General features: G+C 72.5%; 23 protein-coding genes and 1 pseudogene. 13 read left to right on the forward strand and 11 right to left on the reverse strand.

The window, feature by feature from the left end:
• Positions 1-6: 6 nt before the first annotated feature.
• From AQJ66_RS31475 to AQJ66_RS31485, 3 genes are all read left to right on the forward strand, one after another.
• Positions 7-1221 (forward strand): MFS transporter, encoded by a 1215-nt coding sequence (locus AQJ66_RS31475; protein WP_244162987.1) that lies wholly within the window; start codon positions 7-9, stop codon positions 1219-1221.
• 222 nt (positions 1222-1443) lie between these two features.
• Entirely contained in the window at positions 1444-2517 is a 1074-nt protein-coding gene (locus AQJ66_RS31480; RefSeq protein ID WP_061928765.1) for an alpha/beta hydrolase, read from the forward strand.
• Positions 2518-2705: 188 nt separating this feature from the next.
• Entirely contained in the window at positions 2706-3254 is a 549-nt protein-coding gene (locus AQJ66_RS31485; RefSeq protein ID WP_061928767.1) for a DUF1062 domain-containing protein, read from the forward strand.
• A gap of 61 nt (positions 3255-3315) precedes the next feature.
• On the opposite strand, the gene AQJ66_RS31490 is transcribed toward AQJ66_RS31485, so the two are convergent.
• A complete protein-coding gene (locus AQJ66_RS31490) occupies positions 3316-3735 on the reverse strand; it encodes an arsenate reductase ArsC (RefSeq protein ID WP_061928769.1) in 420 nt (139 codons plus the stop codon).
• 47 nt (positions 3736-3782) lie between these two features.
• On the opposite strand from AQJ66_RS31490, the gene AQJ66_RS31495 reads away from it, so the two are divergent.
• Together AQJ66_RS31495 and AQJ66_RS31500 are read left to right on the forward strand one after the other, a co-directional pair.
• On the forward strand, positions 3783-4097 hold the full coding sequence (locus tag AQJ66_RS31495) for an ArsR/SmtB family transcription factor (RefSeq protein WP_061928771.1): 315 nt from the start codon (positions 3783-3785) through the stop codon (positions 4095-4097).
• Positions 4098-4135: 38 nt separating this feature from the next.
• Positions 4136-4924 (forward strand): aquaporin, encoded by a 789-nt coding sequence (locus AQJ66_RS31500; RefSeq protein WP_061928773.1) that lies wholly within the window; start codon positions 4136-4138, stop codon positions 4922-4924.
• A 7-nt stretch (positions 4925-4931) separates the two neighbouring features.
• On the opposite strand, the gene AQJ66_RS31505 is transcribed toward AQJ66_RS31500, so the two are convergent.
• Positions 4932-5315, reverse strand: coding sequence for an ArsR/SmtB family transcription factor (locus AQJ66_RS31505; protein ID WP_061928775.1), 384 nt, complete (start codon positions 5313-5315; stop codon positions 4932-4934).
• A 127-nt stretch (positions 5316-5442) separates the two neighbouring features.
• Here AQJ66_RS31505 and AQJ66_RS31510 point away from each other — a divergent pair, with 127 nt between their 5' ends.
• The gene (locus AQJ66_RS31510) at positions 5443-6822 is read left to right on the forward strand and encodes an FAD-dependent oxidoreductase (RefSeq protein WP_425264319.1); all 1380 of its coding nucleotides are present in this window, start codon (positions 5443-5445) and stop codon (positions 6820-6822) included.
• Between the two features lie 25 nt (positions 6823-6847).
• Here AQJ66_RS31510 and AQJ66_RS31515 read toward each other — a convergent pair whose 3' ends face one another.
• From AQJ66_RS31515 to AQJ66_RS31550, 9 genes and pseudogenes are all read right to left on the reverse strand, one after another.
• A complete protein-coding gene (locus AQJ66_RS31515) occupies positions 6848-7513 on the reverse strand; it encodes a response regulator (protein ID WP_061928777.1) in 666 nt (221 codons plus the stop codon).
• Positions 7510-8814, reverse strand: a complete 1305-nt coding sequence (locus AQJ66_RS31520) for a sensor histidine kinase (RefSeq protein WP_107119104.1) — start codon at positions 8812-8814, stop codon at positions 7510-7512. Before AQJ66_RS31520 ends, AQJ66_RS31515 begins: the two co-directional genes overlap by 4 nt.
• A gap of 26 nt (positions 8815-8840) precedes the next feature.
• The gene (locus AQJ66_RS31525) at positions 8841-9692 is read right to left on the reverse strand and encodes an ABC transporter permease (RefSeq protein ID WP_061928778.1); all 852 of its coding nucleotides are present in this window, start codon (positions 9690-9692) and stop codon (positions 8841-8843) included.
• Entirely contained in the window at positions 9689-10627 is a 939-nt protein-coding gene (locus AQJ66_RS31530; protein WP_061928780.1) for an ABC transporter ATP-binding protein, read from the reverse strand. Before AQJ66_RS31530 ends, AQJ66_RS31525 begins: the two co-directional genes overlap by 4 nt.
• Positions 10628-10754: 127 nt before the next feature.
• Positions 10755-10961 (reverse strand): hypothetical protein, encoded by a 207-nt coding sequence (locus AQJ66_RS41075; protein WP_167359201.1) that lies wholly within the window; start codon positions 10959-10961, stop codon positions 10755-10757.
• 31 nt (positions 10962-10992) lie between these two features.
• A pseudogene (locus AQJ66_RS40420) lies at positions 10993-11091 on the reverse strand (DNA-binding response regulator); the annotation flags it as partial.
• 43 nt (positions 11092-11134) lie between these two features.
• A complete protein-coding gene (locus tag AQJ66_RS31540) occupies positions 11135-11740 on the reverse strand; it encodes a phosphatase PAP2 family protein (RefSeq protein WP_061928911.1) in 606 nt (201 codons plus the stop codon).
• Between the two features lie 173 nt (positions 11741-11913).
• Entirely contained in the window at positions 11914-12711 is a 798-nt protein-coding gene (locus AQJ66_RS31545; RefSeq protein ID WP_061928784.1) for a hypothetical protein, read from the reverse strand.
• 49 nt (positions 12712-12760) lie between these two features.
• The gene (locus AQJ66_RS31550) at positions 12761-13198 is read right to left on the reverse strand and encodes a hypothetical protein (protein WP_003974483.1); all 438 of its coding nucleotides are present in this window, start codon (positions 13196-13198) and stop codon (positions 12761-12763) included.
• A 548-nt stretch (positions 13199-13746) separates the two neighbouring features.
• Between AQJ66_RS31550 and hemL the strand changes: the two genes are divergently transcribed.
• From hemL to ccsB, 7 genes are all read left to right on the forward strand, one after another.
• A complete protein-coding gene (gene hemL / locus AQJ66_RS31555; RefSeq protein ID WP_061928786.1) occupies positions 13747-15072 on the forward strand; it encodes a glutamate-1-semialdehyde 2,1-aminomutase in 1326 nt (441 codons plus the stop codon).
• A gap of 35 nt (positions 15073-15107) precedes the next feature.
• Positions 15108-15767, forward strand: a complete 660-nt coding sequence (locus AQJ66_RS31560) for a histidine phosphatase family protein (RefSeq protein WP_244162994.1) — start codon at positions 15108-15110, stop codon at positions 15765-15767.
• 172 nt (positions 15768-15939) lie between these two features.
• On the forward strand, positions 15940-17256 hold the full coding sequence (locus AQJ66_RS31565) for a polysaccharide deacetylase family protein (RefSeq protein ID WP_061928790.1): 1317 nt from the start codon (positions 15940-15942) through the stop codon (positions 17254-17256).
• 103 nt (positions 17257-17359) lie between these two features.
• On the forward strand, positions 17360-17950 hold the full coding sequence (locus AQJ66_RS31570; RefSeq protein ID WP_061928792.1) for a TlpA family protein disulfide reductase: 591 nt from the start codon (positions 17360-17362) through the stop codon (positions 17948-17950).
• Positions 17951-18005: 55 nt separating this feature from the next.
• Complete coding sequence (locus AQJ66_RS31575; protein WP_107119105.1) at positions 18006-18728, forward strand: cytochrome c biogenesis CcdA family protein; 723 nt, start codon at positions 18006-18008, stop codon at positions 18726-18728.
• Between the two features lie 3 nt (positions 18729-18731).
• A complete protein-coding gene (gene resB, locus AQJ66_RS31580; protein ID WP_061928794.1) occupies positions 18732-20447 on the forward strand; it encodes a cytochrome c biogenesis protein ResB in 1716 nt (571 codons plus the stop codon).
• Between the two features lie 159 nt (positions 20448-20606).
• Positions 20607-21701: a c-type cytochrome biogenesis protein CcsB gene (ccsB, locus tag AQJ66_RS31585; RefSeq protein WP_061928796.1), complete on the forward strand. Its 1095-nt coding sequence runs from the start codon at positions 20607-20609 to the stop codon at positions 21699-21701.
• Positions 21702-21720: the final 19 nt, after the last annotated feature.

The following is a 21720-nucleotide window of genomic DNA, read 5'->3' on the forward strand; positions in this document are numbered from 1 at the left end:
CGTCCGGTGTCCGCGGAGGAGAAGGGGCAGGCGCAGGGGCCGTCGGCGCGGATGGGGCCGTGGCGGTTCGTGGTGTGGTTCGGCACGGTCAGCATGCTCGCGGACGTCGTGTACGAGGGCGCCCGCTCGATCACCGGCCCGCTGCTGGCCTCGCTGGGCGCCTCCGCCCTGGTCGTCGGCGTGGTGACGGGCGCCGGGGAGGCCGCGGCCCTGGGCCTGCGCCTGGTCTCCGGCCCGCTGGCGGACCGCACCCGCCGCTTCTGGGGCCTGGCGATCGCCGGGTACGCCCTGACGGTCGTCTCGGTGCCCCTGCTGGGCGTGGCCGGGGTGCTGTGGGCGGCCTGCGTGCTGGTGATCGCCGAACGCGTCGGCAAGGCGGTGCGCTCCCCCGCGAAGGACACCCTGCTCTCGCACGCCACCGCCGCGACCGGCCGGGGCCGGGGCTTCGCGGTCCACGAGGCGATGGACCAGATCGGCGCCCTGGTCGGCCCCCTGCTGGTGGCCGGCGTGCTCGCCGCCACCGGGAACGACTACGCCCCCGCGCTCGGCATGCTCGCCGTCCCCGGCATCGCCGTACTGCTGCTGCTGTTCTGGCTGCGGGCCCGGATGCCGGACCCGGAGGCCTACGAACGCGAGGTGACGGCCGCGGCACCCGCGGCACCGGCCGCGCGCGACGGGCGCCTGCCGAGGGCGTTCTGGACCTACGCCGCCTTCACCGCGGCCACCACGACCGGGTTCGCCACCTTCGGCGTGCTCTCCTACCACCTCGTCCAACGGCACCTGCTGGCCACGGCCTGGGTCCCGGTGCTGTACGCGGCGGCGATGGCCGTGGACGCGGTCGCGGCCCTGGCCACCGGCTGGCTCTACGACCGGATCGGCCCGCGCGTCCTGGTCGCGCTGCCGGTGCTGACCGCGGGCGTGGTGGCGCTGGCGTTCACGAACACGGTCGCGATCGCGGTGGCCGGCTCCCTGGTGTGGGGCGCGGCCATGGGCATCCAGGAGTCCACCCTGCGCGCCACGGTCGCGGACCTGGTGCCCAGCGGCCGGCGGGCGACGGCGTACGGCCTGTTCGCGGGGGTCGTGGGCGCGGCGAGCCTGGCCGGCGGTGCGCTGACCGGCGGCCTGTACGGCTACTCGATCCCCGTGCTGATCACGGTGGTCGTCGCCATCCAGGTGCTGGCCCTGGTGCTGCTGGCCGTCACCCGGGCCGACCGGCGCTGAGCACGCGGTACGCCCCCGGCGGGTCGCGCTCGTTGCCGGATCCCCGCAGCCTCGCCCCCGCAGGGCTGCCGGGACCGGCCCTTCTCGCGCCCCGGCGGGCACGGGCACGATGGCCGTGTCGGTGAGGTGGGTGCGGCAGAAAGGGGAGGGCGCGTGCTGACGAGTCCGGCTGCTGCGGCCGTGGCCTTGTGTCCCGTTCGGCCGGGCGGGGGGTGACCGGCCGTGCCCCTCGGCTTCCTCACCTCCGTCGCGCTGCTGTCCCTGTGCGCGTTCGCGGCCCTGCGGCCCCCCATGCCGAAACACTCGAGCCCGTCGAACCTGTGGTTCTGGCTCGCGTTCCTCCTCAACGAGCAGCCGTTCCTCGGCCTGGCCCTCCTGGCCGTCAGCGTCGCTCCGACCCTGACGACGTCGATCGGTGCGCCGGTGTGGTGGCTCGCGGTCGCCCTCACCGCCGTCCCGGCCTGCGCCCTGGCCGCCCTGGCGGTCCGCACCCGCTCGGCGCGAGGCGTCCTGGAGGCGGCCCTGGCGGCCGGGCCGGGCATCCGGATGCCCCACACCCGGCTGCCCCTCCTGCGGACCCTGCTGCTGCCGCTGGTCTCGTGGCGGCCCGGCGTCCGCCTGCTCCGGGACCGCCGGTACGGCGACGCCCGGACCCAGCGCCTCGACGTCTACGTCCCCCGCAGCCGGCCGGACGGCGCCCCGATCCTGCTGTACCTGCACGGCGGGGGGTTCGTGACGGGCAGCAAGCTCTTCGGGGCGCGACCGCTGCTCTACCGCCTGGCCGGCCACGGCTGGGTCTGCGCGAGCGCCGACTACCGGCTGCGGACCGCCTATTCGGACTCCCTCGCGGACGCGAAGCAGGCGATCGCCTGGCTGCGCGACCACGCCGGCGAGCTCGGCGCCGACCCGTCACGCGTGGTCGTCGCCGGAGGATCGGCCGGCGCCCACCTGGCCGCGACCGTCGCGCTGACCGACGACTCGATCGCCGGCGCGATCGGCCTGTACGGCTACTACGGCGAGGCCGGTGCGGACGCCTCGGGCGCACCGGCGACCCCGCACGCCCACGTCCACGCCGGCGCACCGCCGTTCCTGATCGTGCACGGCTCCCTGGACACCCTGGTCCTGGTCGAGGACGCCCGCCGCTTCGCGGACGAACTCGCCCGCGCCTCCACCGCACCGGTCGCCTTCGCCGAACTGCCCGGCACCCAGCACAACTTCGACTTCTTCACGTCGCTCCGCTGCCACGCCGTCGCCGACGCGGTCGAGAGCTTCGCGGCCTGGGCCACGGGCCGCTGACCCGGCCGGCGAAAACCGGTGGAGCGCGCCGCCGCGCTCCCCTACCGTGCTGCCGGACCAAGTCGTCCAGGAAGGGACGTGCCGTTGTACACCGTGTGAGACCTCCCGAGCGCTGATCGGTCGCGCGTCGCACCTGTGCGCCGCGCTGCTTCTTGCTGCGGACTTCTCACTGGAACCGGTGTACTCCTGTGCTCAATAGCTGGGTGGTCGTGCCCACCTGCCTGCCGCTCGTCCGGCGCCGCTGCCACGCGTGCGCGTCCGAACGTTTCCTGACGAGCGGAAAGTTTCGCGTCAACGCGAACCACAAGCTCATCGACGTCTGGCTCCTCGCGCTCTGCGCCGCCTGCGGGGAAACGGCGAAACTCACGGTCCTGGAGCGGACGAACGTGCGCTCCGTGCGGTCCGGTCTGCTGGACCGGGCGCACGACAACGACCCTCTTCTGGCTGCCGAGTTGCTCCAGGACCCGGTCGTGCGGCGACGCAATCGCATCGCACTCGACTGGGACGGCGCCTGGCGCCTCGACACCGGAGGATCCGGTCACCTGGACCGCGAGGTGCTCGACGTCTCGGTCCGCTTCGCGGCGCCGATCCCCGTCCGGCCGGTGCGCCTGATAGCCGAAGGCTGCGCTCTGTCCCGGGCCGAGGTCGGGAGGCTGATCACCGAGGGGAACCTCGTGTCGGCGGTCCGGCTGAACGGCAGGCGCACGGGCGACTTCACCTTCACGCTCAAGCGCTGAGCCCCTCTCGCGACCGGGGGCTGTCCGGCGGGACGGATCCGCCGGACGGCCCCCGGCCGGGTCACGCCTCCGGTCCGGCGTCGATCTCGGCGATCAGTGCCTCGACGCGCTCCCTGATCTCGTCGCGGATCGGCCGGACGGCCTCGACGCCCTTGCCGGCCGGGTCCGCCAGGGCCCAGTCGAGGTACTTCTTGCCGGGGAAGACCGGGCAGGCGTCGCCGCACCCCATGGTGATGACGTAGTCGGACGCCTGGACGGCCTCGGTGGTGAGCACCTTGGGCTTCCGGCCGGCGATGTCGACTCCGACCTCCCTCATCGCCTCGACCGCGGCCGGGTTGACCCGGTCGCCGGGCAGCGAACCGGCGGACCGGACCTCGACCCGGTCGCCCGCGAGGTGGGAGAGGAATCCGGCGGCCATCTGCGAACGCCCGGCGTTGTGGACGCAGACGAACAGTACGGAGGCGAGCGGGCTGGAGGGCATCGGTTCTACCTTCATATCAGTCTGGAATGATGTGAAAGTATCAGTCCATGCTGACGTCGGTCGACACTGATCTGCTGCGGGTCCTCGCGGACCCGCTGCGTCTCCGGATCGTCACCCTGCTCGCCGGGGAGACGCTCTGCAGCACGCACCTGATCGAGGAGACGGGGGCCAGGCAGACCAACCTCTCCAACCACCTGAAGGTGCTGCGGGAAGCGGGGGTCGTGGAGACCGAGCCGTGCGGCCGGTTCACCTACTACCGGCTCAGGCCCGACGTCATCGCCTCGCTCGCCGGCCGGTTCGCCGACCTCGCGGAGACCGCACGCGCCACCGCGGAGAACGACGTCAAGCGGTCCTGCCCCTGATCACCCGCCCTGACGGCGACCCGCACCGAGGAGTCCACATGACCGCAACCGAGGCCACCGCGCACGGCGGAACCGGGGAGTCCCCCGGGGCCCCGGCCACCGAGCCGCAGCCCGCTCCGGGCGCGACCCCGCCCCAAACGCCTCCCCTGCTCGCCAGGGCCGCCGCCGAGCTGGTCGGCACGGCGGCGCTCGTCGCGGTCGTGGTCGGCTCCGGCATCCAGGCCACCGAACTGACGAAGGACGTCGGTCTCCAGCTCCTGGCCAACTCCACGGCCACCGTCTTCGGCCTCGGCGTCCTGATCGCCCTGCTCGGCCCGGTCTCCGGCGCGCACTTCAATCCGGCCGTCACCCTGGCCGAGTGGTGGACCGCCCGGCGCGGCGGCGCGGGCGTCACCCCGCGCGAGGCGGCCGTGTACGTCCCCGCCCAGATCGCCGGGGCGATCGCCGGCTCGGTCCTGGCCGACGCGATGTTCGGCGAGCCGCTGGTGAAGTGGTCCACGCACGACCGGTCGGCAGGTCACCTGCTGCTGGGCGAGGTCGTCGCCACGGCCGGCCTGATCCTGCTGATCTTCGGCCTGGCCCGCACCGACCGGCTGCGGTTCGCGCCGGTCGCGGTCGCCTCGTACATCGGCGCCGCGTACTGGTTCACCTCGTCCACGTCCTTCGCCAACCCGGCGGTGACCATCGGCCGCGCCTTCACCGACACCTTCGCGGGCATCGCGCCCGGCTCGGTCGCGGGGTTCGTCGGCATGCAGCTCGTCGGCGCGGTGGCCGGCCTGGCACTGGTGGCCCTCATCTTCATGCCCGGCCGGGAGGGCACCGGGTGACCCGGGGTCAGGTCACGGCCGGCGCGATCGTCAGCAGCCGGCCCATGGCCGCCAGTACCGACGGCTCGACCCGGTAGTACACCCACGTGCCGCGCCGCTCGGAGGTCAGCAGGCCGGCCTCCTTCAGCTTCTTCAGGTGGTGGGAGACGGTCGGCTGGGAGACGCCCACGTCGGAGATGTCGCACACGCACGCCTCGCCCCCCTCGTGGGAGGCCACGGCGGAGAACAGGCGCAGCCGCACCGGGTCGCCCAGTGCCTTGAACATCCGCGCGGCGGTCTCCGCCTCCTCCGTGGTGAACGGGCGCTCGGTGAGCGGCGGGCAGCACGGCGCCGCGGCGTCGGACGCGGGCTCGATCAGCGGCAGCGCCTTCGTGGTCGACGTGTTCGACATCCATCTATGTTGACACACGTCGAACCAGGCGCCCTGTTTCGATAGATGTCTATGTTGAAGTACATCGAAACAAGTGCCAAGCTGACCGGGTAAGCCATCGACGAACGTCGAAGCAAAGGGGAACCCCGTGGCCGAGCCCATCACCAGCGTGCCCGCCGACCAGCTGCCCGTCGTCGTCATCGGCGCCGGTCCCGTCGGCCTGGCCGCCGCCGCCCATCTCGTCGCGCGCGGACTCGACCCGCTGGTCCTGGAGGCCGGCCCCTCCGCCGGTACCGCCGTGCGCGACTGGGCGCACGTACGGCTGTTCTCCCCGTGGGCCGAGGTCACCGACCCGGCCGCCGAGAAGCTGCTCGCCCCCACCGGCTGGTCCCGCCCCGACGGCGCCGCCTACCCCACCGGCGGCGACTGGGCCGAGCAGTACCTCCAGCCGCTCGCCGACACCCTCGGCGAGCGGGTCCGCTACGGCGCCACGGTCACCGGGGTGGCCCGCGCGGGCCGCGACCGGATCGTCGACGCCGACCGGGACCGGCAGCCCTTCACCGTCCACGTCCGGTCGGCGGACGGCCGCGAGGAGCGCATCGGCGCGCGCGCCGTCATCGACGCCTCCGGCACCTGGTCCGTCCCCGGCCCGATGGGCGCGGACGGCCTGCCCGCCCTGGGCGAGAAGGCGGTGGCCGACCGCGTCTCCTACCGCGTCCCCGACCTGCGGGACCCCGCCGTCCGCGCCCGGTACGCGGGCCGGCGCACCGCCGTGATCGGCTCCGGCGCCTCCGCATTCACCGCGCTCGCCCACCTCGCCGACCTGGCCCGGGAAGAGCCGGGCACGCACGCGGTGTGGATCCTGCGCCGCGGCATCGGCACGAACACCTTCGGCGGCGGCGAGGCCGACCAGCTCCCCGCCCGGGGCGCCCTGGGCCTGCGTGCCAAGGCCGCCGTCGAGGCCGGCCACGCCTCCGCGGTGACCGGCTTCCGCACCCGGGCCGTGGAACACGAGGGGGGCCGGCTCGTCCTGGCCGCCGAGGACGGCCGCCGCCTCGACCCGGTCGACGAGGTCGTCGTGCTGACCGGCTTCCGCCCCGACCTGTCCTTCCTCTCCGAGGTCCGCCTCGGCCTCGACGAACGCCTCCAGGCCCCCGCCGCCCTGGCCCCGCTCATCGACCCGAACGTCCACTCCTGCGGCACGGTCTACCCGCACGGCGTGAAGGAGCTGTCCCACCCGGAGCAGGACGTCTACCTGGTGGGCATGAAGTCCTACGGCCGCGCGCCGACCTTCCTCGCCATGACCGGCTACGAGCAGGTCCGCTCCGTCGTCGCGGCGATCGCCGGCGACCGCGAGGCCGCCGAGCGCGTCGAACTGACCCTCCCGGAGACCGGCGTGTGCGGCGGCGCGGGCCTGTACGACGACCCCGGCGCCGCCCGCGGCGACGAAGCCGGAGGCTGCTGCGGCGCCCCGGCCACCCTCCGGATCGGCATCGGCGCCCCGGCCGACTCCCCGGGCGGCTGCTGACCGCCCCGCCCGGCACCGGCGCGGCTCAGCCGCCGTGGGGCCGGGCCAGCCCGTGGTCGTAGGCGAAGATCACCGCCTGGACGCGGTCCCGGGCGCCGATCTTGGACAGCACGCGTCCGACATGTGTCTTCACCGTGGACTCCGACAGCACGAGGCGCGTGGCGATCTCGCTGTTGGTCCAGCCCTTGCCGATGGCGACGAGGATCTCGCGCTCGCGGCCGGTGAGGGCACTCAGGCCCGGATCCCCGGCCCCGTCGCCCCCGGGTGGCACGAGACGGCTGAACTCGTGCAGCAGGCGGCGGGTGAGCGCCGGCGCGATCACCGCGTCGCCGACGGCCACGGCACGGATGCCCGCGAGGAGTTCCTCAGGACGGGCGTCCTTGAGCAGGAAGCCACTGGCCCCGGCGCGCAGGGCCGCGTAGACGTACTCGTCCAGGTCGAAGGTGGTGAGGACGAGGACCCGGGACCGGTCACCCGTGGCGACGATGCGGCGCGTGGCCTCGATCCCGTCCATGCCCGGCATGCGTACGTCCATGAGGACGACGTCGGGGCGCAGTTCGGCGGCCTTGCGGACGGCCTCGGTCCCGTGCGCGGCCTCGCCGACCACCTCCGTCTCGGGCACGGAGTCCAGCAGCATGCGGAAGCCGTACCGCTGGAGCGGCTGGTCGTCCACGACGAGCACGGTGGTCACCCGGCGGCACCGCCCCGGGGCGCGAGGTCGAGGTCGGCCCGCACCGTCCAGCCCGGGCCGGCGGGACCGGCGCTGACGTGTCCGCCGTAGAGAGCCGCTCGTTCCCGCATGCCCACCAGGCCGTGTCCTTCCTCGCCCGCCGTCGCCGGAGCACCGGCCGGAGCAGGCCGGCCGGAGTCCTCGACGGTGATCGTCAGCCGGGTGTCCGCCACGGCGATCGCCAGGTTCGCACGGGCGCCCGCGCCGGCGTGCTTCAGGGTGTTCGTCAGAGCCTCCTGCACGATGCGGTAGACCGTGAGCTGCACCCCGCTGTCGAGGGCGTCGACGTCACCGGCCGTACGGTAGACGACGTCCAGGCCCGCGGCGCGCACCCCCTCGCACAGCGCGTCGATGTCCGCGAGTCCGGGCTGCGGGCTCAGCTCCGGCTCGGCCGGCGGGCCGTCCGCCTCGCGCAGCACGCCGAGCACCCGCCGCAGTTCGCCCAGGGCCTGACGGCCGGTGTCGCCGATGAGGTGCAGGGCCTCCTCCGCCCGCTCGGGAGCGACGGCCGTGGCGTAGGCGCCCGCGTCGGCGAGCGTGATGATGACGGACAGGTTGTGGCCGACGATGTCGTGCATCTCGCGGGCCACCCGCGTCCGCTCGGCGGCGACGGCGAGCCTGCCGCGCTGGTCGCGCTCGATCTCCAGCCGGGCCGCCCGGTCGCGCAGCCCGGCCAGCTGGGCCCGCCGGATGCGGATCACCAGGCCGAGGGCGAGGGCCGCGGTCGCCGTGCTGAGCAGGAAGAACAACGCGTCCCAGACCGACACCGCGGTCGAGACCCGGGCCGCCACCAGGCCCAGCGCACCCGCCGTGACCGCACAGGCCCACGGCAGCTGCCGCAGCCGCCCGTGCAGGGCCAGGCTGTACAGGGCGACGAAGAGCGTGACGTCCGCGCGGAGCGAGGCGCCGAGCGACCACTGCAGGACGAACACGGCCGTGACGGCGCCGAAGGCGACGGCCGGTGCCCGGCGCCGCCACAGCAGCGGCAGCACCAGCCCGGCCTGCAGGGCCGCCATGGCCACCACCGGCAACCGGGTGAGCGCCACACGGAAGTGGCGCGGGCCGTCGCCGTCCCCGTCGAGCGCACCGGCCGCGTGCAGCAGGTCCGGCAGGCAGAACAGCAGGAAGACCAGGACCACGACCGCGGTGTCCAGCACCCACGGCCGGGCCCGGTCGGCGTGCCGGAGCCGCTGGCCGGCCCGGCCCAGCCGGGCGACCAGCGGACCCATCCCGCTGAGGTCTTCTGTGGTCACGAAGGTCACCGCCCCATGATGCGGGTGGCCGGCGGTCACACGTCGCTGCGCACCAGCCGGTACGCCGCGCCGGCCAGCGCCAGGACCGTCCAGCCGAGGAAGACCGCGAGTCCCGCGCCCGGCGACAGGGTGGTGGAGTCGTGGGTCAGCGCGAAGAGCGACTCGCCGGCGTGGCTCGGCAGGTAGGGGTCGATGTTTCCCTGCCACGAGCTGGGCAGCAGGGAGACCAGCCCGGGTACGAGCATGAGGGCGGCCACGAGCACCGAGATGCCACCGGCCACGGACCGCAGCAGCGCGCCCAGGGCGACGCCGATCACGCCGACCAGGCCCAGGTAGAGCCCGGCACCCAGCAGACTGCGTACGACGCCGGCGTGGCCGAGGCCCATGGCGGCGGGCGTGCCCGTCACGATCCGGCCGCCGACGAGGAAGGCGGGGAACGTGCCGGCGGTCGCGACGACCAGGGCGACCAGCCCGTACACCGCCGCCTTGGACCACAGCACGGGCAGCCGGCGCGGTACGGCGGCGAGGGTGGAGCGGATCATGCCGGTGGAGTACTCGCCGGCCGTGACCAGCACGCCGAGCACCCCGAGGGCCAGTTGAGCGAAGTTCGTGCCGAAGAGGGACAGGCTCACGGCCGTCGCGGTGGCGAAGTCGCGGTCCATGGGCCGACCGGAGGTCAGACCGGACTTGTAGTGGCTCGCGGCGATGACACCGAAGGCCACGAGGAACAGCAGGCCCAGGCCGAGGGTGATCCAGGTGGAGCGCAGGGACCACAGCTTGGCCCACTCCGAGGCCAGCACGCGCCGTCCGGTCACCCGGTAGGCGGGCCGGGCCGGCGCGACCTGGTCGGACTCCGGGGTTCCGGGTGTTGCCGTGAGGGTGCTCATGCCGCGCTCCCGGAGGTCTCGGTGCCGCTCGTGGTGCCGTGGTACTCCACGGCGTCCCGGGTCAGTTCCATGAACGCCTCCTCCAGCGACACCGCCTTCGTGGACAGTTCGAACAGCGGGATGCCGTGCTCGGCCGCCTTCAGCCCGATCCTGCGGGCGGACATCCCCGTCACCTGCAGCTCCTCGGAGCCGATGCGGCCGGTGATCTCCACGTCCGGCCCGGACAGCACGTCCCGCAGCCGCGCGGGCTCGCTGGTCGCGACCCGGACGGTGTCGCCGCCCGCCGCGTACACCAGGTCCTGCACGGTCGTGTCGGCCAGCAGCCGTCCCCGGCCGACGACGATCAGGTGGTCCGCCACCAGTGACACCTCGCTCATCAGGTGCGAGGAGACGAACACCGTGCGCCCCTCGGCCGCGAGGGAGGTGAGCAGGTTCCGGATCCAGAGCACACCCTCGGGGTCCAGCCCGTTGACGGGCTCGTCCAGCATCACGGTCTGCGGGTCGCCGAGCAGGGCGGCGGCGATCCCGAGGCGCTGCCCCATGCCGAGGGAGAAGGCGCCGGCCCGCTTCTTCGCGACGCTGCCGAGACCGGCCAGTTCGATGACCTCGTCGACCCGGCGGGCCGGGATGCCGTGGGTGAGCGCGAGCGCCCTGAGATGGTTGTGGGCCGAGCGGCCCGGGTGGATCGACTTCGCCTCCAGCAGCGCCCCGACCTCCTGCAGGGGTGCCCGGTGGCGGGCGTAGCGCCGGCCGTTCACGGTGACGGTGCCGCCGGTCGGGGCGTCGAGACCGACGACCATCCGCATCGTCGTGGACTTGCCCGCTCCGTTGGGTCCCAGGAAGCCGGTGACCGCACCCGGCTTCACGGTGAAGTCCAGCCCGTCGACGGCCGTCTTCTCCCCGTACCTCTTGGTCAGTTGCTGTGCCTCGATCATCGGCGCTCTCTCCTCCGGACCGCGGCGCCCGGACCGCCTGGCGCCTCCTTCCTCACGCTAAGTCCGTGATCCGCCGGATCCGGTGGTACCGGGGACTGAAGCCCGCAGGTCAGGTGGTACCGGGGTACTACGACCCGCCCTGGTGCGCACGGATGCGCGGCGACCGGTGCGCGCCGTGCCGCGCGACTGGCTGTCCGCCGCCCTGTTCGCGGCGGCCATCGCCGCCGTGGCCGTCGCGCCCGTCGCCGGGTTCGGCGCGCCGGCCCGGCTGGAACAGCTCGTCCGCGAACGTCTCCGGCACACCGGGACCGTCGTCGGCGACGTCGATCCGCACGGTGCCGGGGAGGCGCCGCGCGCACACGGTCGGTGGCGCCGTCGGCGGCCGGGACCGGGTCGAAGTCCTCGTCGCACAGGCCCCGGCGCAGCACGTCCCGCAGGGCGTGGTCGTCCTCGACGATCAGGATCTCGGGGCGCGTGGTTCTCCGTCGGTCGCGGCGCGGTCGCGGCTCAGGGGGTCAGCAGCAGAGCGCCCAGGCGCCGGGCGGTGAGCCACCGCGCCCAGGTCTCCGACCGCCGCCGGGCCGCGGCCATCGCCGCCAGTGCGACCAGGGTGCCGACCACGAGGCCGGCCAGGACGTCGTGCGGGTAGTGCGCTCCGACCCACACCCGGGAGGCTCCCATCGCCAGCGCGGCCACGATGGCGACCGCCGCGAGACGGCGTGAGACGAACAGCAGGGCCACGGCGCCGGCGGCGGCGATGGCCGCGTGGTTGCTGGGGAAGGCCCAGTCACCGGGTGCCGGGCACGCCTCGAGGGTCCTGACGTGCAGGCTCTGGCACGGCCGGTCCTCGCGCACCGCCAGTTTCAGGACGGCGTCCACGCCGTACGCGAGGACGACGACCACCGGCACCGCCAGCGCGGCCACCGCGGCGACGGCCCCCGAGCGCCGGGCCCGCCACCAGCCGACGGCGGCGAGGACGGCGAACACCGCGAGCCCGTACGTCGACCAGGCCGACACCGTGTCGTCCAGCCAGCCGGGGGAGTGCTGGGCGAGCCGCACGACGTCCGAGTAGGCGGAGCCGTCGATGCCGGAGCCGTCGAAGGCGAGGATCACGTGGTGCGGGGCCGGGGGCGGCGGAGTGGTCATCTGGGGCGGGCCCTTTCCCTGCGGAACAGGTGGTGCGGGTGAACGGCCGGGAAGGAGCGAGCGCACAGCAGGCCAACCGTCTACGGAACTGTAGACGAACGAGGGCCGCAGTCCGTTCCCGGACGCCGGGTGTCCCGGGCTCAGTCGCTCGCCCGGTAGTTCTCGAGGAAGGGGGTGTCGTACCAGCGGGCCAGCGTGAACGTGTGGTGCGGGTCGACGAGGGCGCGGCAGACGAACTCCGCGGCCTGGCAGTCGAAGAGGTGGTCCTCGTTGACGAAGGACCGGACCACGGCGGGCCGGCGGTCGGGGTCGCCGTCGGTCCGCCAGCAGTACAGGTCCTCGTGCTCGGTGCCCGCCCAGATGAGCAGCCCGTCCTCCCGGAGATCCGTCCACGGCTCCTGGACCAGGTCCAGCTCTCCGTCGAAGGCGCCCTCGCCGAACGTCTCGACCATGCGCTTGTAGTCGCCCGGCAGCGCGGTGCCCAGGCGGGACTCCACCTGCGCCCAGTCCATGCCGGGCCGCCGGGAGGTCCGGGTCCAGCCGGTGATCCTCACGAGCCGCTCCACCCAGTCGACGCCCTCGTCCCCGTCCGGAGCGACCGCCAACGGCTCGGGCACCTCCCGGCGGGCGACCACCAGCACCGGCCGCTCGGCCCCCTCGCTGTCCCGTGCCGTCCCTGTGCCGACCCACCGATCCTCGTCCGCCCAGGCCCGTATCCTCACGGCCCGGTCCCCGAACGGAGCGAGGAGAGCCGCGCCCCCGGACGCGTCGACCGTCGGATCGGCGAAGCCGTCGAGCACGAGGGTGCGCGGGACGCCGTACCTGCCGGCGAGCAGGTCGGTCAGCTCCTGCGCGGCCCAGTCGCCGGGCAGGTGGACGTGACCGTCCGGGCCGAGCCGGGCCAGCAGGGCGTCGACGGTCGCTTGCGTGAGCTCCATGGCGGACAGTGAAGCGGACGGGACCGACAGTCCCTGCGAAACGTTCGGGTCAGGGCCAGACCAGGCAGTACGGCTGGTGCCCCGCCTCGTGCAGCCGGTGGCTGAAGTCCTGCCACTCGTGCAGCAGTTGGTACACGTTGAACGCGTCGCGCGGCCCGCCCCGGTCCGGGACCGTCGACCAGATGAAGGCCGCCGCGCCCACCGCTTCCTCGCCGATGCCGCGCAGGGGGTCGACCACCGTCATGGGGAGCTTGACGACCGCGTAGTCGGGGTGCAGGACGACCAGCTCCAGCGGGGGGACCTTGTGCAGGGGCACGCCCTCGATGCCGGTGAGGACCATCGCGGCCATCGTCTCCGGCTTGATCTTGGTGAACATGCCGTTCATGCCCAGCTCGTCGCCGCCGAGTTCCTCGGGGCGCATCGAGATGGGGACGCGAGCCGCGGTCGCGCCGTCCGGCGCGCCGAAGTATTTGTACGTCACCCCCACCCGACCACCATTCCTGCTCCCCGCCCGGAGGCGGTCGGCCCGCGAGTCGAGCCGGCGGTCGGCCGGGCGCTCCAGCTGCCGGTCCAGCCGCTGGTCGAGCTCTCGGTCGCGCTGCCGGTCGAACCGCTCGGGCTCACCCGGTACACCTGTCTGACGTGCTTCGGTCGCTTCCTCCGCTTCGCGCCGGTGCCTTCCCCGCCGGGCACGTCGAGGACCCAGGTCGTCAGTCCCCTCGCCCAGTCCGCCACCGCGATGCATATCTCCACCCGACTGCTTTTCTAGGACGCGTGGCCCCCGCCGCGCAACCCGATCATCGTGTCAGTGACCTCCCCCACGGCCGCTCGCCGAAACGTGCGGTGAACCATCGGGTCCGCGGGAGCTTCCCGGTCACTGATCACTACGTGCCGTATGAGCTGTGTGTATCAGTTCTCAGTCTCGCAGATGCGGCGGCAGGGACCGGGTGATTGCCCGGGCGGCGCCCGCGGCGGCCTACCCTGAGGGGGTCACCACGCAGCCCGGAGTCCGAGAAGCCGGAGAAACCGCACGTCATGAGTGCCGCCAGCGAACTGCCCTATCCGTACGACGCGCCCGTCTCACAGGCGCTCTTCGACCGTGCCTCCGCCGTCACCCCGGGTGGTGTGAACTCCCCGGTGCGCGCCTTCCGCGCCGTGGGCGGCACGCCCCGCTTCATGGTGTCGGGGAAGGGGGCGTACCTGACCGACGCCGACGGGCGCGAGTACGTCGACCTCGTCTGCTCCTGGGGACCGATGATCCTCGGGCACGCGCACCCCGCGGTGATCGCCGCCGTGCAGGAGGCCGTCGCCCGGGGCACGTCCTTCGGCACGCCCGGTGAGGGCGAGGTCGCGCTCGCCGAGGAGATCGTCGCCCGGGTGGCGCCCGTGGCGCAGGTGCGGCTGGTCAGCAGCGGCACCGAGGCGACCATGTCCGCGATCCGGCTCGCCCGGGGGTTCACCCGGCGCTCCAAGGTGATCAAGTTCGCCGGGTGCTACCACGGGCACGTGGACTCGCTGCTCGCCGCCGCCGGCTCCGGGGTCGCCACCTTCGCGCTGCCCGACACGCCCGGCGTCACCGGCGCCCAGGCCGGTGACACGATCGTGCTGCCGTACAACGACCTGGAGGCCGTGCAGGAGGCCTTCCACCGGCACCCGGGCGAGATCGCCTGTGTGATCACCGAGGCCTCGCCCGGCAACATGGGCGTCGTGCCGCCCGCCCCCGGGTTCAACCAGGGGCTGAAGAACGCCTGCCGGGAGAACGGCGCCCTGTTCATCTCCGACGAGGTCATGACCGGCTTCCGTACCAGCCGGAGCGGCTGGTACGGCGTCGACGGGGTCGAGCCCGACCTGATGACCTTCGGGAAGGTCATGGGCGGCGGCTTCCCGGCGGCCGCGTTCGGGGGCCGGGCCGACGTGATGGCCCACCTCGCGCCCGCCGGGCCCGTCTACCAGGCCGGCACCCTCTCCGGGAACCCGGTCGCCACCGCCGCCGGGCTCGCCCAGCTGCGGCTCCTGGACGACGCCGCGTACGAGACGGTGAACGCCGTCTCCGCGCAGATCCAGGGCCTCGTCTCCGAGGCGCTCACCAAGGAGGGTGTCGCGCACCGCGTGCAGACGGCCTCCAACATGTTCTCCGTGTTCTTCACCGACCGGCAGGTGCGGGACTACGAGGACGCCAAGCGGCAGGATTCGTTCCGCTACACCGCGTTCTTCCACTCGCTGCTGTCGAACGGCGTCTACCTGCCGCCGTCGTCCTTCGAGTCCTGGTTCGTCTCCACGGCCCACGACGAGCGGGCCGTCCAGAAGATCGCCGACGCCCTCCCGGCGGCGGCCCGAGCGGCCGCGGAGGCCACCGCGTGAGTGACAGCAGCAAGGACATCACCGTCGTCCACCTCATGCGGCACGGCGAGGTCGCCAACCCGGACGGGATCCTCTACGGCCGGCTGCCCGGCTACCACCTCTCGGAGCTGGGCCGGAAGATGGCCGACCGGGTCGCCGAGCACCTCGCGCCGCGGGACGTCACCCACGTCTGCGCCTCCCCGCTGGAGCGGGCGCAGGAGACGGCCACCCCGATCGCCAAGGCGCACGGCCTCGACCTCGCCACCGACGAGCGGCTCATCGAGGCGGAGAACATCTTCCAGGGCAAGACCTTCGGCGTCGGGGACGGCGCGCTGCGCAAGCCCGACAACTGGAAGTACCTGGTCAACCCGTTCCGGCCGTCCTGGGGCGAGCCGTACGTCGACCAGGTGGTGCGGATGATGGGCGCGCTGAACGCGGCCAAGGACCGGGCGCGCGGCCACGAGGCGGTGCTGGTCAGCCATCAGCTGCCGATCTGGATCGTGCGGTCGTACGTCGAGAAGCGGCGGCTGTGGCACGACCCGCGCAAGCGGCAGTGCACCCTGGCGTCCCTGACGACTTTCACGTACCTGGGCGACAAAATCGTTTCCGTGGGCTACAGCGAGCCCGCCATCGACCTGGTCCCGGTCCACCTGCGCGCCGGTGCCAAGCCCCAGAAGGGGAAGGGCGCGGCCCAGGGGAAGGCGTTCGGGGCCTGACGGCGCCGCCCGGCAGCGCCTGACGGGCCGCCAGACACCTCCAGTTTCAGGCGACTTGATGCGCCATTTACCGCATATGTTGCGAAAAGTATAAGAAAATATCGGAACCATACCGATCGTCGCGCCCTCTGACTGGGTGACCACCAGACGGCGTGACGAATCGGGGTTCCTCATGCGCACCTTCACTCGGCCCCTCTCCCGGAGGGGCATGCTCGGTCTCGGCGCGGGCGCCGCGGCCGCCGCCGGACTCGCCGGCTGCGGGACCTCCACGTCCTCGGACGGCGGCGGCCGGCCGGACGGTTCCCACCAGGGCGGGGGAGCCGGCGGTGCCGGGCAGGGCGGCGGGCGCGGCGGCGGCCGGGACGCGCATCCCGCCCGGCCCATCGGCGACGGCTCCACCTCGTTCACGGGCCGGCAGCCGCACCAGCCGGCCAGGCCGGAGCCGCTGGAGCCGGGCCAGACCCCGCCGCAGTTCGTGATCTTCTCCTGGGACGGCGCCGGCGAGGTCGGCAACGGCCTCTTCCCCCGCTTCCTGGACCTGGCCCGGGAGCACGGCGCGAGCATGACCTTCTTCCTGTCCGGGCTGTACCTGCTGCCCGAGGCGAAGAAGCGGCTCTACGAGCCCCCGAACAACCCGCGCGGCGCCTCCGCCATCGGCTACCTCAGCGACCCGCACATCAAGGCCACCCTGGCCAACGTGCGCCGGGCCTGGCTCGAGGGGCACGAGATCGGCACCCACTTCAACGGGCACTTCTGCGCGGGCTCCGGCTCCGTCGGCAACTGGACCGCGCAGCAGTGGAAGAGCGAGATCCAGCAGGCCAAGGCGTTCGTGAAGCAGTGGCGCACCCACACCGGCTGGACCGACCTGCCGTCCCTGCCGTTCGACTACGACAAGGAGCTGGCCGGCGGCCGCACGCCCTGTCTGCTCGGCCAGAACAACCTGCTGCCCACCGCCCGCGAGCTGGGCTGGCGCTACGACGCCTCCTCGCCGGGCGGCCGCCAGGTCTGGCCGGCCAAGCGCCTGGGCATATGGGACCTTCCCCTGCAGCAGATACCTTTCCCCGGACGTTCCTTCGAGGTGCTGTCCATGGACTACAACATGCTGGCGAACCAGTCCGTGAACTCGACCAAGGCCCCGGCCTACAACTACCCGAACTGGCGCAGGCAGTCCGCGCAGTCCTACATCCAGGGCTTCCGGCGGGCGTACGAGACCAACCGGGCCCCCTTCTTCGTCGGCAACCACTTCGAGCAGTGGAACGGCGGCATCTACATGGACTCCGTCGAGGAGGCCTTCAAGCACATCGCGCGGGAGAAGGAGAAGGGCGCGGATGTGCGTCTGGTCTCGTTCCGGCAGTTCGTGGACTGGATGGACGTGCAGAAGCCGGAGGTGCTCGCCCGGCTGCGTACGCTGGAGGTCGGGCAGCGGCCGGCCGGGGGGTGGAAGTCCTTCCTGCGGGACACCAAGTCGGCCGCCGGTGACGCCGCCTGAGCCGATGCCCGAAATGCCCCGTGTAAATACGTCCTGAAACGCGGATTTCCGCCCGGCAGGGGGGTGGCGGAGATCCCCGGAACAGGCATGCGAAACTTTTCACATGAGTACCCGTAGCCGCGCCGCCCTGATCGGCGCCACGGCCGCCCTGGCGGCCCTGACCCTGTCCGCGTGCGGCAACGGCGGCACCTCCGGCGGGGGCGGCAACACCCACTTCGTCACCGGCAACAACGGCATCGACACCGTGCCCGAGGGGAAGCGGAGCGCGGCCCCGGACCTGTCCGGCAAGACCATCGACGGCAGGACCCTGGACGTCGCGTCCTACCGGGGCAAGGTCGTCGTGATCAACGTCTGGGGCTCCTGGTGCGGGCCCTGCCGGGAGGAGGCCCAGTACTTCTCCAAGGTCTCGAAGGCGTACCAGGACAAGGGCGTGCAGTTCGTCGGGATCAACACCCGCGACACCAGCACCACCCCGGCCGTCGCCTTCGAGAAGGAGCACGGGATCGCCTACCCGAGCCTCTACGACCCGACGGGCCGGCTCATGCTGCGCTTCAAGAAGGGCACGCTGAACCCGCAGCTCATCCCCTCCACGCTCATCATCGACAAGGACGGGAAGGTCGCCGCGCGGGCGCTGGAGGCGCTCGACGACACCGGGCTGCTGAAGATGCTCAAGCCGGTCCTCGCGGAGAAGTGACGTGAGCGCGACTCTCCTGCTGGCCGCCGCCGGAACGGGCCCGAACGGCACCGTGATGAACGGCGCCCTGCTGGTCGCCCTGCCGATCGCCCTGCTCGGCGGCCTCGTGTCCTTCTTCTCGCCCTGCGTGCTGCCGCTCGTCCCCGGCTACCTCTCCTACGTCACCGGGATCGCCGGCACCGACCTCGCCGAGGCCAGGCGGGGCCGCATGGTCGCCGGCGCCTCGCTGTTCGTCCTGGGCTTCAGCGCCGTGTTCATCTCCAGCGGGGCGCTGTTCGGCTACTTCGGCTGGACCCTCCAGGACAACAAGGGCACCCTGTCCCGGGTCCTCGGCGTGCTCATGATCCTGCTGGGCGTCTTCTTCATGGGGCTGATGCCCTGGTTCACCCAGCGCGAGTTCCGCTTCCACAAGCGGCCGACCGCGGGCCTGGTGGGCGCGCCCCTGCTGGGCGCCCTGTTCGGCGTCGGCTGGACACCCTGCATCGGACCGACCCTCGCCGCGGTGAACTTCCTCTCCTGGCACGAGTCGAGTGCCGGACGCGGGGCGGTGCTGATGATCGCCTACTGTCTGGGCCTCGGTGTGCCCTTCGTCCTCACCGCGGTCGCCTTCCGCAAGGCGCTCGGCGCCTTCGGCTGGGTCAAGCGCCACTATGTCTGGGTGATGCGCGCCGGCGGCACGATGATGATCGTGACCGGTGTGCTGCTGCTGACCGGGGTCTGGGACCACCTGGTGAACGAGATGCAGAGCTGGTCCGACGGCTTCACTGTGGGGATCTGATCCATGAGCACAACCGACACCGACAACGGCCGGGACCAGGAGGAGCTCGGAGCGGCCGGCTCCCAGCTGTCCACCGCCCCGCGGGAGGAGCCCGTCAGCGCCGGGCCCGGCCTCGGCGTGCTCGGCTGGGCGCGCTGGTTCTGGCGGCAGCTGACCTCCATGCGGGTCGCGCTGCTGCTGCTCCTGCTGCTCTCGCTCGCCGCCATCCCCGGCTCGCTCATCCCGCAGACCGGCGCCGACGTGAACAAGGTCGACGCCTTCCGCCAGGCGCACAAGACGCTCGGCCCGGTCTACGACAAGCTCGGGCTGTTCCACGTCTACAGCTCGGTGTGGTTCTCCGCGATCTACATCCTGCTGTTCGTCTCCCTCATCGGCTGCATCATCCCGCGCACCTGGCAGTTCGTCGGCCAGCTGCGCGGCCGCCCGCCGGGCGCGCCCAAGCGGCTGACGAGACTGCCGGCCCACACCACCTGGCGCACCACCGCCGACCCCGAGCAGGTGCGCGAGGCCGCGCTCGCGCTGCTGAAGAAGCGCCGCTTCCGCGCCCACGTCGCCGGTGACGCCGTCGCCGCCGAGAAGGGCTACCTGCGCGAGGTGGGCAACCTGGCCTTCCACATCGCGCTGATCGTGCTGCTGGTCGCGTTCGCCTCCGGACAGCTGTACAAGTCGGACGGCACCAAGCTGATGGTGGAGGGCGACGGCTTCTCCAACGCGCTGCCGATGTACGACGACTTCCGCTCCGGCAGCCTCTTCAAGCCCGACGACCTGGTGCCGTTCAGCTTCGACCTGAAGGACTTCCGGGGCACCTACGAGATCAGCGGCCCCAACCGGGGCACCCCGCGCACCTTCGAGGCCAAGATCGCCTACAGCAAGGGCGCGGACGGCAAGGAACAGCGGACCACCATCAAGGTCAACGAGCCGCTGAAGATCGGCGACTCCAAGGTCTACCTGGTCAGCCACGGCTACGCCCCCGTCGTCACCGTCCGGGACGGCAAGGGCACCGTGGTCTACCACGACGCCGTGCCGCTGCTGCCGCTGGACGGCAACGTCACCTCCAACGGCGTGGTCAAAGTGATGGACGGCTACCGCGACCCGCAGGGCAAGAAGGACCAGCTCGGCTTCCAGGCCTTCTTCGTACCGACCTTCGACCCGAAGGCCGGCACGATGCTCTCCCGGTTCCCGGCGCTGCTGAACCCGCTGCTCGCGGTGAACGCCTACCACGGCAACCTGGGCGTGAACTCGGGACAGGCACAGAGCGTCTACCAGCTCGACACCACGCACATGAAGGCGTTCAAGGACGCCAAGGGCCAGCTGCTGAAGAAGCTGCTCCAGCCGGGCGACACCATGCAGCTGCCGAACGGCGCCGGCTCCATCACCTTCGACAAGCAGGTCAAGGAGTGGGCCGGCTTCGAGATCGTGCAGGAGCCGGGCAGCGGCTGGGCACTCGGCGGCGCCCTCGCCGCGATCTTCGGACTGGCCGCGTCCCTGTTCATCCAGCGCCGCAGGGTCTGGGTGCGGGCGGTGCGCGGCGCCGACGGCGTCACCGTCGTCGAGATGGCCGGGCTCGGCCGCAGCGAGTCCGCCAAGGTGCCCGAGGAGCTGGGCGACCTCGCCGGAATCCTCTACGACCAGGCGCCCGGGGCCCCCGACGGCCCGGAGGCGGAGCCGGACGGTGCGTCCGACTCCGACGTCCCGGCTACTGAAGGGGTTGAGAATTGAATCCTCTCCCTCGCGGATCCAGGGAGCTTCCTGGCTCACGCCGCCCGACGGGCCAGCGGTCCGCCAGGTCTTCCACGCTCAACGCCAGCCGGGTTGAAACCAGCCCGGTAAACCGCCCGACCGCAAGTCGCCGGGATATTCACCCGAAGGAGTGCTGAGGTGACTCTCGCCGCAACCGAGCTCGCCGTAGCGACCAACGAACACCTGGCGAGCATCAGCAACACGCTGATCTACTCGTCCATGGCCGTCTACACCCTGGCCTTCTTCGCCTACATCGCCGAGTGGCTCCTCGGCAGCCGCAGCAAGGTCGGCCGGACGGCCGCCGCGCTGACCTCCGCCGGCGCGCCGAAGGAGGCGCCCGCCGTCACCGTGAAGCGGGGCGCCGGCACCGCCGTGCTGGAGCGGCCCAAGGTGGTCGTGCGCTCCGCGTCCGGCGCCCGGGACGTGCCGGACGGCCCCGGCGCGCACGGCGGCGACGCGCAGGGCGACATGTACGGGCGCATCGCCATCTCGCTCACGGTGCTCGCGTTCCTGGTGGAGCTGGGCGGCGTCGTCGCCCGCGCGGCCTCCGTGGAGCGCGCGCCGTGGGGCAACATGTACGAGTTCAACATCACCTTCTCCACGGTCGCCGTCGGCGTGTACCTGGGGCTGCTGGCGCTGAAGAAGAACGTGCGCTGGATGGGCCTGTTCCTGATCACCACGGTCCTGCTCGACCTGGGCCTCGCCGTCACCGTGCTGTACACCGCCAGTGACCAGCTGGTCCCGGCGCTGCACTCGTACTGGCTGTACATCCACGTCTCCACCGCGATCTTCTGCGGCGCGGTGTTCTACGTCGGCGCGGTCGCCACGATCCTGTACCTGTTCAAGGACTCCTACGAGAGCAAGCTGCAGGCCGGCGGCAAGCCGGGCTCCTTCGCGTCCTCGGTGCTGGAGCGGCTGCCCGCCTCCGCCTCGCTGGACAAGTTCGCCTACCGGGTCAACGCGGCCGTCTTCCCGCTGTGGACGTTCACGATCATCGCGGGCGCGATCTGGGCGGGCGACGCCTGGGGCCGGTACTGGAACTGGGACCCGAAGGAGACCTGGTCCTTCATCACGTGGGTCGGCTACGCCTGCTACCTGCACGCCCGCGCCACGGCCGGCTGGAAGGGCCGCAAGGCCGCCTACCTGGCGATGATCGCCTTCGGCTGCTGGCTGTTCAACTACTACGGCGTCAACATCTTCGTCAGCGGCAAGCACTCGTACGCGGGCGTCTGAGCCGCCGGTCGGTGACACT

It is taken from the genome of Streptomyces bungoensis, assembly GCF_001514215.1.
In the GTDB taxonomy this organism is placed as follows: domain Bacteria; phylum Actinomycetota; class Actinomycetes; order Streptomycetales; family Streptomycetaceae; genus Streptomyces; species Streptomyces bungoensis.